Raw genomic sequence first — 13,310 nt, 5'->3', positions numbered from 1 at the left:
AAACGAGCGGCGTGTGCCGCTCGCTATGTTTTTATCCCGTTTAATTATTAAGTTGGTTTATGTTCAAGCAGAGCAGTAATAAAGTAGAAACAATCATTAAAACGAGTGAAGAGCCTCAGTCTCCTCGTTTGAATGGTTCTCAACGTCTCAAAGAGTGCAGCCTGATTTTGGGTGTTCTCTTCTCTATTCTACTTGCCGTTGCGTTATTAACCTTTAGCCCTGCAGACCCTTCATGGTCGCAAACGGCGTGGGGTGGTGACATTCAGAATGCCGGTGGTTACCTAGGTGCATGGTTAGCGGATACGCTGTTCTTTGTCTTTGGTTCTCTTGCTTACCCTCTGCCTATCTTAGTCACGGTTGCCGCGTGGGTATTGTTTCGCAAGCGTAATGAAGATGAACAGATCGACTTTATGCTTTGGGGCACTCGCTTACTTGGCCTTACTGTCCTGATTCTGACTAGCTGTGGTTTAGCGGATATCAACTTTGATGACATCTGGTACTTCTCATCAGGTGGTGTTGTAGGTGATGTATTAACTAGCCTTGCACTTCCAACTCTGAATGTTCTAGGCAGTACGTTAGTTCTTCTTTTCTTATGGGGCGCTGGTTTTACTCTGCTAACGGGTATTTCTTGGTTAAGCATTGTTGAATGGTTGGGTGAACGTGCGATCAAGCTGTTCACGTCTGTTGTAAACAAGGCGCGCGGCCAAGACCAAGAGTTTCTTGAACCTCAACTAAGAGAGTCAGCAGATCGTGATTTAATCGAAGAGCGTCACCAAGAGCCTACTTACCGCGACGTTCCTGCTATAGAAGACAACAAATACTCAACAGAGCAAGACCCGCTTGATCCTACACTGAGCTTCTCTGCGACCAATGATTCTTCTGATGTAGTTCCAAATGCGCTAGAGAGTGCTGCGACACCGAAGCGTCATTACAACATTCACATGCCCGTTGAGGCACCTGCGAAGCAAGAAGCTTCAGCTCAAGAAGAACCTCAGATTCAGCGTCAACCTCAAGTTGAACCTGAGTCGATCCCTGTAGCGCCGGTTTACCAAGCGCCAGAAGAGCCTTTAGAAGAAGGTGTTGAGCGTTCTAAGCAGCTCAATGCCACTATCGAGCAGCTAGAAAACGCCGCTATGTATGAAGATGACCTTGCAGAGCAAGAGCAGGTTGATGCGCATGAATCTCAGGTCGCGTATCAGCAATACATGCAGAATGACCAACAGGACGCGGCTCCTGCAGATACCGCTCTTGAAAGTGCAGAACCAGAAATCAATAGCTCGCCAGAAGTAACGAGTGAATTCGATGCTGAAGATGTTCAGCCTGAACCTCTATACGCTTCACCAATGGGTGAGCCAGAAGATACGCTACAAGAAGATTTCTCTGCACAAGCTTCACCGTTTGATGCAGTTGAAGAGCAGAGTGACGAACAGGTTTTCGCTCCTGCAGTTCAACAGACTGAAACTGAGCAAGCTGAAACAGAATTAGCTGATGAGCAATTTGAACCTTTTTCTTACCAAGAAGAAGATTCACAGCCAACAGAACAAAGCCTAGAGCCAGCGATTGATCTTCCTTGGGAAGAGGTAACAGAAGATGAGCCTCTGAACCAAGATAAAGACGTAGAAGCATTCCAAAGCATTGTCTCTGAAGCGCAAGCGAATATGGCGGCGGCACAGAACCCGTTCTTGGTTCAGCAAGATGTTAACTTGCCGAAGCCTGCAGAGCCTCTACCAACACTTGAGCTGTTGTTCCACCCTGAAAAGCGTGAAACCTTCATTGACCGTGACGCACTAGAAGCGATTGCTCGTCTGGTTGAGTCGAAACTTGCGGATTACAAGATTAAAGCAGACGTAGTCGACATTTTCCCAGGCCCTGTGATCACTCGATTTGAGTTAGATTTGGCTCCAGGTGTGAAAGTAAGCCGTATCTCAGGTCTTTCTATGGACCTGGCGCGTTCACTGTCTGCATTAGCGGTACGTGTGGTTGAAGTTATTCCAGGTAAACCTTATGTGGGCTTAGAACTGCCTAACATGAGTCGTCAAACGGTATTCTTCTCTGATGTGGTCGGTAGCACTCAGTTCCAAGAGGCGAAATCACCAACGACAGTGGTTCTAGGACAAGACATCGCAGGTGAAGCTGTGATTGCTGACCTATCGAAAATGCCTCACGTTCTTGTTGCCGGTACGACTGGTTCAGGTAAGTCGGTGGGCGTGAACGTGATGATCTTGAGTATGCTATATAAAGCATCTCCAGAAGATGTTCGCTTCATCATGATTGACCCGAAAATGCTTGAGCTATCAGTTTATGAGGGTATCCCTCATCTGCTATCTGAAGTCGTTACTGACATGAAAGATGCGTCGAATGCGCTTCGCTGGTGTGTAGGCGAAATGGAACGTCGTTATAAGCTAATGTCGGCGTTAGGTGTTCGTAACATTAAAGGCTACAACGATAAACTTAAGATGGCCGCTGATGCGGGTCACCCAATTCATGATCCATTATGGAAACCGGGCGATAGCATGGACCCAGAAGCCCCATTGCTCGAGAAGCTGCCTTACATCGTAGTTATCGTCGATGAATTTGCCGACCTAATCATGGTGGTAGGTAAGAAGGTTGAAGAACTGATTGCGCGTTTGGCACAAAAAGCTCGTGCAGCGGGTGTTCACTTGATTCTTGCGACTCAACGCCCATCGGTAGATGTTATCACTGGTTTGATTAAAGCCAACATCCCAACGCGTGTTGCCTTTACCGTATCAACTAAAACCGACTCACGAACCATTCTTGACCAAGGTGGTGCTGAATCGCTACTTGGTATGGGTGATATGCTTTATCTACCACCGGGTTCTAGCCATACTATTCGTGTTCACGGTGCCTTTGCGTCAGATGATGACGTACACGCGGTAGTGAACAACTGGAAGGCGCGCGGTAAGCCTAACTATATTGATGAAATCACCAACGGTGAACAAACTCCTGAAACCTTGCTTCCGGGCGAGAAGATGGAAGGCGATGAAGAGGTCGATCCTCTGTTTGATCAAGTAGTCGAACACGTTGTTCATTCACGTCGTGGTTCGGTTTCTGGCGTACAGCGTCGATTCAAGATCGGTTACAACCGTGCAGCACGTATTGTCGAGCAACTTGAAGCGCAAGGTATCGTAAGTGCGCCGGGTCATAACGGTAACCGAGAAGTCTTAGCACCAGCGCCACCAAAAGATTAGTTCTACTAGGAACTCATGCCCATTAAGTCGGTCAAATCGAGAATATGACCGACTTATGTTTTAACAGGATTATTGATGAAAAAAGTATTCGCACTTTTATTTATGAGCTTCTCAGTGTTTGCTTCTCCGAAAGAAGAGCTGAGTAGCCGTTTGGCATTGAACGCAGGTTTTAGTGCTGACTTTAAACAAGTCGTGACCAGCCCTGATGGTGATGTGGTGATGGAAGGCGAGGGTACTGTAGAGATTGCGCGCCCTAGCTTATTCCGCTGGGAAACCACGTTCCCTGATGAAAACCTATTGGTATCTGATGGTCAAAGCTTGTGGTACTACAGCCCGTTCATTGAGCAAGTGAGCATTTACTGGCAAGAACAAGCGACATCGCAAACGCCTTTCGTACTGCTGACTCGCAACCAAGAAAGCGATTGGGATAACTACAACGTCGCGCAAACGGGTAACCAATTTACGCTAACGCCAACGGCAGTGGATTCTAACCAAGGTGATTTCCAGATTAACATCACTGAAAAGGGTATTGTTCAGGGCTTTAACGTGATTGAACAAGATGGCCAGAAAGGTGAGTTTACTTTCAGTAATGTTGATTTAGGTAAGCCATCAGCAGACCGCTTTACTTTTGTGGCGCCAGAAGGTGTCGAGGTCGACGACCAAAGAAACTGATCTAAACAAGCAGATCGTTTGGTCGTAAGTCGATAGGCATTATGCCATCAACGAATCAAGAGATTGCAATTGAGTAATTACAGCTTAGATTTTGCAGGGGACGAAGATTTTCGTCCCCTTGCTGCTCGTATGAGACCTGAAACTGTTGAACAGTACATCGGTCAGCAGCATATATTGGGTCCTGGTAAACCACTTCGCAGAGCGTTGGAAGCGGGCCATATTCACTCCATGATTTTATGGGGGCCTCCGGGTACCGGTAAAACCACGTTGGCGGAAGTGGCTGCAAACTACGCCAATGCAGAAGTGGAGCGTGTATCAGCGGTAACATCGGGTGTGAAAGACATTCGTATCGCCATTGAGAAAGCCCGAGAAAACAAACAAGCAGGACGTAGAACGATTCTGTTTGTGGACGAAGTCCATCGCTTCAATAAGAGCCAGCAAGATGCTTTTCTTCCTCATATTGAAGATGGCACGGTTACCTTTATCGGCGCGACTACAGAAAACCCTTCTTTTGAATTGAACAACGCTTTGTTGTCACGTGCGCGTGTCTACAAACTGACTTCTCTCAATACTGACGACATCTCCCTTGTTATTCGCCAAGCGATTGAAGATAAACAGCGTGGGTTGGGTGATGTGTCTGCCGACTTCGCTGATAACGTCTTAGACCGTCTCGCTGAACTGGTGAACGGTGATGCGCGCATGTCGCTCAACTATCTTGAGCTGCTGTACGACATGGCAGAAGACAACGATAAAGGCGAGAAAGCGATAACTTTGCAGTTGCTTGCTGAAGTGGCAGGTGAGAAGGTCGCTCGTTTCGACAATAAGGGCGATATTTGGTACGACCTAATCTCTGCAGTCCATAAATCGATTCGTGGTTCAAATCCGGATGCGGCGCTGTATTGGTCGGCGCGAATGATTGCCGCGGGTTGTGACCCTCTGTATATCGTAAGGCGTTTACTGGCGATTGCCTCTGAAGATATTGGTAACGCCGACCCAAGGGCAATGCAGGTCGCTATGTCGGCTTGGGATTGCTTCACACGTATTGGCCCTGCTGAAGGAGAGCGTGCGATTGCTCAAGCGGTTGTTTATTTAGCTTGTGCACCAAAGAGTAATGCCGTTTACACCGCTTGGAAGCAAGCATTAACCGATGCGCATAACCTTCCAGAGTACGAAGTGCCTCATCATTTACGAAATGCACCGACAACTTTGATGAAGGACATGGGCTACGGGCAAGAATACCGTTATGCTCATGACGAACCGGGTGCCTATGCGGCTGGCGAAAAGTATCTGCCTCCTGAAATGGGAGAGAAACAATACTATTTCCCAACAAAACGAGGCTTAGAGACCAAAATTGGCGAGAAGCTAGATTATCTGGCGGATTTGGACGCAAAAAGCCCACAAAAACGCTATGAAAAGTAGTCTTTTTTGGATATCGTTACCTAGTCATAAAATTTATATTAAATCGTTAAAAGTTGGTCGAAATAGCACCAATTTTAGGGGTTTAGCAGTGATTCAGTAGCAAACTACTGAATATTCAAATAACTAAAGCATAGGATTAGCAATGCTGGATTCTAAATTACTTCGAGCTGAGCTGGATGAAACAGCGGCAAAATTAGCACGTCGAGGCTTCGCCCTTGATGTAGAGACAATTCGTGAACTTGAAGAAAAACGTAAGTCCCTTCAGATGAAAACTGAAGAGCTGCAAGCGTTACGTAACTCTCGATCGAAGTCCATTGGTCAAGCGAAAGCAAAAGGCGACCATGAAGAAGCTGAGCGTATCCTTGCAGAAGTAGGCAACTTAGGCGCAGAACTAGACCAAGCTAAAGTAGCATTGGCTGACCTTCAATCTGAGCTAGAAACGATCACAATGTCTATTCCTAACCTTCCTGACGCAGAAGTGCCAGATGGTAAAGATGAAGACGATAACGTAGAAGTTTCTCGTTGGGGCCAACCTAAGACTTACGACTTCGAAGTAAAAGATCACGTTGACCTAGGCGAAATGTCTGGCGGCCTTGATTTTGCTAGCGCAGTTAAAATCTCTGGCTCTCGTTTCATCGTGATGAAAGGTAAATTTGCACGTCTACACCGTGCTATTGCTCAGTTCATGTTGGATCTTCACACTGATGAGCACGGCTACACAGAAATGTACGTACCGTACCTAGTGAACCACGATAGCCTTTACGGTACTGGTCAACTTCCTAAGTTCGGCGAAGACTTGTTCCACACAAGCCCGCTAACTGAGCAAGTAAGTGACGTACCTCTTAAGACTCTATCGCTTATCCCAACTGCAGAAGTACCGGTAACGAACATGGTTCGTGACACGATTACTGATGAAGCTGAACTGCCACTTAAGATGACAGCTCACACACCATGTTTCCGTTCTGAAGCAGGTTCTTACGGTCGTGACACTCGTGGTCTTATCCGTATGCACCAATTCGACAAAGTTGAACTAGTACAAATCACTAAGCCAGAAGACTCTATGGCAGCACTTGAAGAGCTAACAGGTCACGCTGAGAAAGTACTTCAACTTCTAGAGCTTCCTTACCGTAAAGTGATTCTATGTACGGGCGATATGGGCTTCGGTTCTGCGAAAACTTACGACTTAGAAGTATGGGTTCCAGCACAAGAGACTTACCGTGAAATCTCTTCTTGTTCAAACATGTGGGATTTCCAAGCGCGTCGTATGCAAGCTCGTTTCCGTCGTAAAGGCGAGAAGAAACCTGAACTTGTGCACACACTAAACGGTTCTGGTCTTGCTGTAGGTCGTACTATGGTTGCTATTCTTGAGAACAACCAAGAAGCTGACGGCCGTATTGCTATCCCAGCAGTACTTCAGCCATACATGGGCGGCGTAACGCACATCGGTTAATCTAATTATTTAGCGCCTCGCGCGAAATAGATTATTTAAAAGGCTTTGCTGTAATGGCAAAGCCTTTTTTATATGTGGCGTTATTTTTTTATGCGACAGTTATATAGAGAAGCAAATTCAAAGAACCGTTACATAAACGAGAAGCTGGCGTTAGCAGCAGCGTCTGCTTGCTTACACGCTAGAAGCGCCTTTCGGTAGTAGTTTTGATAGTTGTTTTTTGTCAGCTCATCAATGGTATAAAGCTGGGTGATCACTTCATCACATTGCTTGATGATAGTGAGCACTTGCTTAGCACCCATAGAATCTGGCCAAATCACAGAAAGCAGTTTCACGATGTTCATACAGACGTTTTTGATCATCGGGCAACGCTTATGAATATCTAAGTAAGCCACGAGCACCAGTTTATAATCTGATTGGCCTTGCTTAATGCTGATGTTTTTCTCTTTAAGCCATGTCATTTTTTCTGTGTTGCGATTTTTCATCTCAGCACACATGGTCATCTGACTCGACACAACGGTTTCGTTTGCTGTCTTGATGATCAAAATGCCGCAGCGATTCTCAGCGACTTTGAATTCGTTCTCACAACTCATTCTATCCAACAACCATGCATGGTGATAAATCACAGGAAATGCGTTGAAGTCATTCTTGTCGTGCAGTGCGGTCAAAATTGTCACCGCCTTTTGATACTGCTTGGATTCCATCGCGATGTGAGCCGCGATAAGTGCCAAGTCTGTTTGAAGCCCTGATCTTGCCTCGGTCGGGATCTTAGAAATCAGGTAATTGACCTGATCCAAATTCGCTTGCTTATCAATGCCATCAGACGTGCAGTAGAGCAAGAATCGAATATGACTCAACTTCATGTACAAGTTGTCACGGAAGGTGTCTCTGTTGATCTGCACATAGTTTTGATAATGAATCAGTGCTGTTCTCGAGTCATTTACCGACAAGCATAGATTCGCGATTGCCAACTCTCGCTCTGAGTTTCCAGGGGTGAGTTCGCTCGCCAACTTAAAGTGTGCAATCGCCGCAGGAACCTTGTTGCTGATTAGATTGACCTGAGCGGCTTGGTCTCGATACAAAGTGCTAGTGGGCGCTGAATCAATCAAGCTTTCGATCATACGTTGTGCTTCATTAAGCTGACCTAAGTTCGCAAGGCTGTTCGCTAGTCCAGCTTGAGCCCAATCGAAACTGCCTTCATCAAGCGCTTTTTCATAAACACGCTTAGCTTCGTCGTAGAGCTCAAGTTTCGATAGAAAGCTTCCACGGAACTGTTGAATCGTCGCGAAATATTCTGGATGGAATGCGACTAACTCTTCGCAAAATTCTAAACCCGCTTGGTAGTTGTTCTCTCTTTCAGCCTTGTAGATATTCTGCAACACCAACTTCTTTTTCAGAGAGATGGTAATACGTTGCTTCAACGTTTCTCGGTTGAATGGCTTTAATAGGTAGTTATCTGGTCGAAGCTCTAAGATAGGGCGGATCGACAAAGCCGAATTCTCGCCTGTTACTAGGATAAATATCCCGTCGTCTTTTAATCTTTTGGATTGCTTCAACTCTTCAAATAGCTGTTTACCGTTGATGGTGTTGCCAAAATTATAATCGCAAATGATCACATCAAAGGTTGTGTCGTTTGTGAGAGCCATTGCTATACGAGGTGACTTAGCAATTGAAATCAAACGCTCTGAAAAGCCAATATGAACCAGCATATTGCGAATAGTGGATAACACTATCGCTGAGTCATCAACGATAAGTGCATTTAATTGAGTTAATTTCATGTTTATTTTAAATTATTTACTGACGTGAATTCCGAAAAGCTTGCAGGCTTTGAAGTAATAAAACCTTGATATTTGGTCATGCCAATTGTTTTTAAGTATTCAAGGTCTTGCTGCTGTTCTACACCTTCGACAATACAAGAAAGGCCAAGGTTTTCTGCCAAATTGATGCAAGCTTTCGTTAGAATCTGATTCTTTTTATTTTCGCTAATGTTGTTTACAAAACTGCGGTCTACTTTTAGCTCAGTAAACGGCAAACTCGACAACTGAGACAAAGACGCATAACCCGTCCCGAAATCATCAACCGACAACCCAACCCCCAACATGCTGAGTTTTGCGATGTTCTTATAGCAATGCGCATCTAGTAGGATCGTTTCATGCTCTGTAATTTCTAGTGTCAGCAGTGACGGATCAATTTTGTACTTGTCACATAAGCTTGCGACTTGGTCGGCAATCTCAAGCTTTAATGTTGACTGCTCAATATTGATCGCAAAATGGATCGGCTTACGCATCGACGAGATATCTTTCAGAGCCAGCTCAAGCACGGTGAAGAAAAGTCGATCCATCAACCCAAGCTGACGCAATGTGTCCATGAAATGGAAAGGTGTGAGCAACCCTAATTCTGGGTGCATGATGCGAGCAAGTACCTCAACACCCACCAATGTCGATTGTTCAACGTCATGTTGCGTCTGATAAGCATTGGTGAACCATCCATTTTCAAAGGCTTCAATGGTCTGTTGTTCATCTAACTTAACTTCGGTCGGCAGAATAGACTTAGCGGTTTGGATTCGTTTATACGACGACAACAAACGCTGGATATGCGTTTCATCGACCGGTTTCGGTATCGCTTCGACTTCGTTATAGCCAATGAGTTTGCACATGCTTTTGGTTGAATCCAACGCAGCATCAGCCATCGCACTCAAGATGACGACAGTTTGTATTGAACCTTGAGCTTCCGAAGATGCCAGTAACGACACACCATCAATCTGTGGCAATTGAAGGTCACAGAACGCAATATCAAAGCGATGTTTTTTGCATAGTTCTATCGCATCTTCACCGTTATAAGCGGTATAAACCTCGTCCACGCTGTAGCGTTTAAGTAGGATCTGAATTTGTGTTGCTTGTAACAATGAATCCTCAACGATGAGAATTTTCATAGTGAATCTAACCTGTTTATAACCGTTTGAGCTGAGGCAATCGCTAAATCCAGCTCTTCGATTAACTTGTGACAATACATAGGGTCATCTGCATTTTTCTCGCAATCCTTTGCTGCATGATTGAGAGAATCTAAGCCGAGTAGGCTTGCCGATCCTTTGATTCTGTGTGCTATCGCTTTAATGTTTGGATTAGGCTCTAGCAACATCGCTTTGTCTGAGCTGAATGAATCCAAAATAACAGTCGCCATTTGAAGCTGCTCTTTTGGGCTATAATTCTGTGCCCAAGATTGGTCTGCTTGGGTTGTTTCTACCGCTTGTTGGGGCAGTAATTCTTCAATCGCGAATGCGAGCTCTTCAAACGAGTAAGGCTTGTAGATCACTTGATCCATACCCACACGTTCAGCCTTCTCAATAACCAGCTTCGAGTCTTCGGCTGTACAGCCAATAATTGGCAAGTGTTTCAGCTTGTCGAGTGAACGAATCTTCTCCGTCAATTGATAGCCATCCATGTTCGGCATATGGCAATCGGTGATGATGATGTCGACGAGTGTTTCGCTGTTTTCTAATTCTTCCATCGCTTCTTGACCGTCTTTTACGATGACCGTCTTTAAACCAAAGCGCTTAAGCTGTTTTGCAAACAACAAGCGGTTGATTGGGTCGTCATCGGCGATAAGCACGGTTCCGGTAAAGTGGTACTCTGACGCCGGAGCATGAGTCACGCTTTTGCCTTGAGCCGTGATATCGCTCAGCAATAGGTCTGGATACAGGTTCTGCCACTGTGTGGAGCGCTCAATAGCCTGACTGTAATCATTCATTTGATTATCGACTTTCCAAGCTTTAAACCACGCTAAGATCTCTCTGTCTTCAGAGTGCATCGGCGTAACCACTTTAACTGGGCTCGCTGTTCCTTTAATTGGTAAGTTCACTGTTACTTTGGTACCTAGACCTAACTTACTTTCAATTTTTAGGTCACCGTCCATCATGTTGACTAGGCGTTGAACCACCGTAATCCCCAGTCCTGTGCCGCCGTAACGTCGACTAATACTGCGGTCGCCTTGTGCGAAAGGTTGAAACGCACGCGCGATCTGTTGGTCAGACATACCGCAACCTGTATCCGTAATAGAAAGCTGCAGTTGTTCGTTCGATGTTTTTACCGTAACTAACACAAAGCCGTTCTCGGTGAACTTAATCGCATTGTTCAATAGGTTATTAAGGATCTGCGTGACTCTCAGCCAATCCAAGCTTGCTCTGGATATCGAGTCGACTTTCCAATCTAATTTAAAGTTAAGATTGTTGAGTCGAGCATTGCTCTCAAATGTCCTAAATATCGGGCATAGCTCGTCATAGATATTGCTTATCTTCGACTCTAAATGAAGCTGATTAGCCTCCATTTTTGAGATGTCGAGAATGTCACTGACCAGCAGTTTCAAACGTTCTGCTGACAATTGAGCATTACTAAGAAGCTCCATGTCATCTTTGTTTTCTATCTTTGTACTGAGCAGCTCCATCAGGCCAATCATGGCCGCGATAGGTGTACGTAATTCATGACTGACGATGGCTAAGAATAGATCTCGAGCTTTGATCGCTTCTTGCGCTTTCTTGTTAGATATCTCAAGTTCACGTTGTTGTTTTTCCCACCGTGTGAGGTCATCAAGCACCGTGATTACGTAAGGTTCTTTCTCTGATGCGTTGGCCAAACACTGACGAATCACACGAAAGTGCTGTTCGCCGCCACTGCAGTCACACTTGATGGTGCTCCAAACGCCTAATTTGTTCCCTGATTTTTCATCGTTATCTCTAAGCCAACAAAATTCTGGGTTTTCATCATGTTGCTGTGTAAAACAGTGGGCCATTTGCTTATCAAAAGCACTGTTAGAAAGCACCAACTGACCGCTTTTATCGTGAATCGCAATCAGGCTAGGTAAGTTATCTAGCAAGGTCGTTAGCCATTGGATCTGATCATAACTGCGCTGTTCAGACTGCTGAGCTCGTGACAGCGATAGAGACAGTCGACGAGTCTTCATTAAGCCAAACGTGATCAAAGCGAATATCACCCCAGATATCGCTAAGGTATACGCCACAATTCGCTCTTCACTGAATCCGTATTGAGCAACGATGTTGTGATGCTTCAGCGTTAGAAGATCAATTTCATTTTGTGTTGTGACTGAAATAGCTGAGTCGATCACGCTTTGTAAGAACGACGAACTCGGATTTAAAATGACGCCCATTTTACGTTGCAGTGAAAATTCGGATGTTTGCGGAACGATGTTAAACAGCGCATCGTAACCATTAAAAATGTATAGGTTAGCGATACTCTTTGGGATATAGGCATGCGTAATCTGACCGTTGCTCATCGCGGTAATGATTGAGTCCATGTCTTTGTAAATCACAGCATCAGCTAAATGATCTTCTAAACTCGACTTTGGAATGAAGTAGCCTGTTCGATCCAAAATCGCGGTCTTTTTATTTTCAGACTCGCGGTTAGTTTCAATCAGCGCCCATTCGAATGTCATGAAGGGTTTGCTGGCGATAAACTGAGTCGAATCTACGTTCTCCACATCGAAGCCTGGTAAAAACTCAACCTCACCATTCTTGAGCATATCGATGATGCTTTTGCCTTCTGGTGGCACATATTCAAATTTCAATCCGAGTTTTCTCGAAATCAGCTTTATTGCATCATGAATAAACCCCACAGCCTCTTGAGTAGTAGGATCAAAATATGAATATGGGTAGATTCCTTCCGTCACAGTAAAGCGAATAGGGCGTTTGCCATATTGGCTTTGGATTATCTGGTTCACGAGATCATCGTAAAAATGATAGAACTGTTCTGAAGACAAATTGGCAATGTCGTTTTCTTTGTCGTGAATGAATCTTTCGATGATGCTGTGCATTACGCTGTCATTCTGGTTCATCATGATCTGAACGGGAAATTTGGGCAGATCTTGGCTGAACGAGAGTGCACCTTGCCATTCGCCCGGGGTCATGACTGAGTAGTAACTTTGTACTGATGTCAGATCTAAAATCGTCGCATCGGCAAAGCCATTCGCTATCGCAGGTAAAAGTTCAGAAGTGCTATTCACAACCATAGGATCAGACACCCCCTGCTGATTGAGCAGTTGGCAGAACAGTGAGCTTTTAATGCATACCCATTTTAATTGGTCGTGCGGCGTATTCTTGGCGACGTCATCTCTGTACCAATAAACATTTTGAATGTCATATAAGCTGTCTGAAAACTCAAATTGTTCAGCTCTTCTGCGTGTTTCCGCAAAGCCAATGGTTAAGTCAGCTTCACCGCTAGCAATCGCAGATAATAAGGCTCTGGAAGAGAAGTACTCTTTTACTTCCACTTCTACATTCAAGTAATCCCTAAGCATATCTTGGACGCTATCGCACGTGTCTTGATTGCGATTGACGACAAAGTCTTCCCAAACTTGATTAAACAGGTACATAGGTTTCGCAATGACTAGCTTCTGTTTATTTTGGATATAGTTATGCTGGGCTGCACTTAATGTGGTTTCTTCAGCTGTGCTGGAAAAAGAGAGTGAAGTTAGAGCGATTAATAAGAGAAACAGGGTCTTCATAAAGTTAGCGAGCGATGAAAAGTCCCGCATTCTATGACGACATTTTATTC

The 13,310-nt window shown here is 45.0% G+C and carries 7 protein-coding genes; 4 read left to right on the top strand and 3 right to left on the bottom strand.

What is annotated here, in order from left to right; translation table 11 throughout:
- The first annotated feature begins 59 nt into the window (after positions 1-59).
- From L1D37_RS04460 to serS, 4 genes are all read left to right on the top strand, one after another.
- The gene (locus L1D37_RS04460; RefSeq protein WP_239847008.1) at positions 60-3,209 is read left to right on the top strand and encodes a DNA translocase FtsK 4TM domain-containing protein; all 3,150 of its coding nucleotides are present in this window, start codon (positions 60-62) and stop codon (positions 3,207-3,209) included.
- 75 nt (positions 3,210-3,284) lie between these two features.
- Entirely contained in the window at positions 3,285-3,881 is a 597-nt protein-coding gene (gene lolA / locus L1D37_RS04455) for an outer membrane lipoprotein chaperone LolA (RefSeq protein WP_017630264.1), read from the top strand.
- A gap of 63 nt (positions 3,882-3,944) precedes the next feature.
- Complete coding sequence (locus L1D37_RS04450; protein ID WP_239847007.1) at positions 3,945-5,300, top strand: replication-associated recombination protein A; 1,356 nt, start codon at positions 3,945-3,947, stop codon at positions 5,298-5,300.
- A gap of 142 nt (positions 5,301-5,442) precedes the next feature.
- Positions 5,443-6,750 (top strand): serine--tRNA ligase, encoded by a 1,308-nt coding sequence (serS, locus tag L1D37_RS04445; protein WP_019822476.1) that lies wholly within the window; start codon positions 5,443-5,445, stop codon positions 6,748-6,750.
- 128 nt (positions 6,751-6,878) lie between these two features.
- Here the strand turns inward: serS and L1D37_RS04440 are convergent, their stop codons facing one another.
- Genes L1D37_RS04440 through L1D37_RS04430 form a run of 3 tightly spaced genes read right to left on the bottom strand, consistent with a single transcriptional unit; the run spans position 6,879 to position 13,128 of the window.
- On the bottom strand, positions 6,879-8,525 hold the full coding sequence (locus L1D37_RS04440; RefSeq protein ID WP_239847006.1) for a response regulator: 1,647 nt from the start codon (positions 8,523-8,525) through the stop codon (positions 6,879-6,881).
- A gap of 2 nt (positions 8,526-8,527) precedes the next feature.
- On the bottom strand, positions 8,528-9,679 hold the full coding sequence (locus L1D37_RS04435) for an EAL domain-containing protein (RefSeq protein WP_239847004.1): 1,152 nt from the start codon (positions 9,677-9,679) through the stop codon (positions 8,528-8,530).
- Positions 9,676-13,128 carry a transporter substrate-binding domain-containing protein gene (locus L1D37_RS04430; RefSeq protein ID WP_239847003.1) on the bottom strand — a complete coding sequence of 1,151 codons (3,453 nt, stop codon included), beginning with the start codon at positions 13,126-13,128 and terminating at the stop codon, positions 9,676-9,678. The genes L1D37_RS04435 and L1D37_RS04430 overlap by 4 nt, the downstream gene beginning before the upstream one ends.
- Positions 13,129-13,310: the final 182 nt, after the last annotated feature.

The organism is Vibrio sp. Isolate33, from assembly GCF_022397895.1.
Lineage (GTDB): Bacteria > Pseudomonadota > Gammaproteobacteria > Enterobacterales > Vibrionaceae > Vibrio > Vibrio pomeroyi.
Note: the sequence above shows the minus strand (reverse complement) of the source record. Positions and strands in the feature narration are given on the sequence as shown.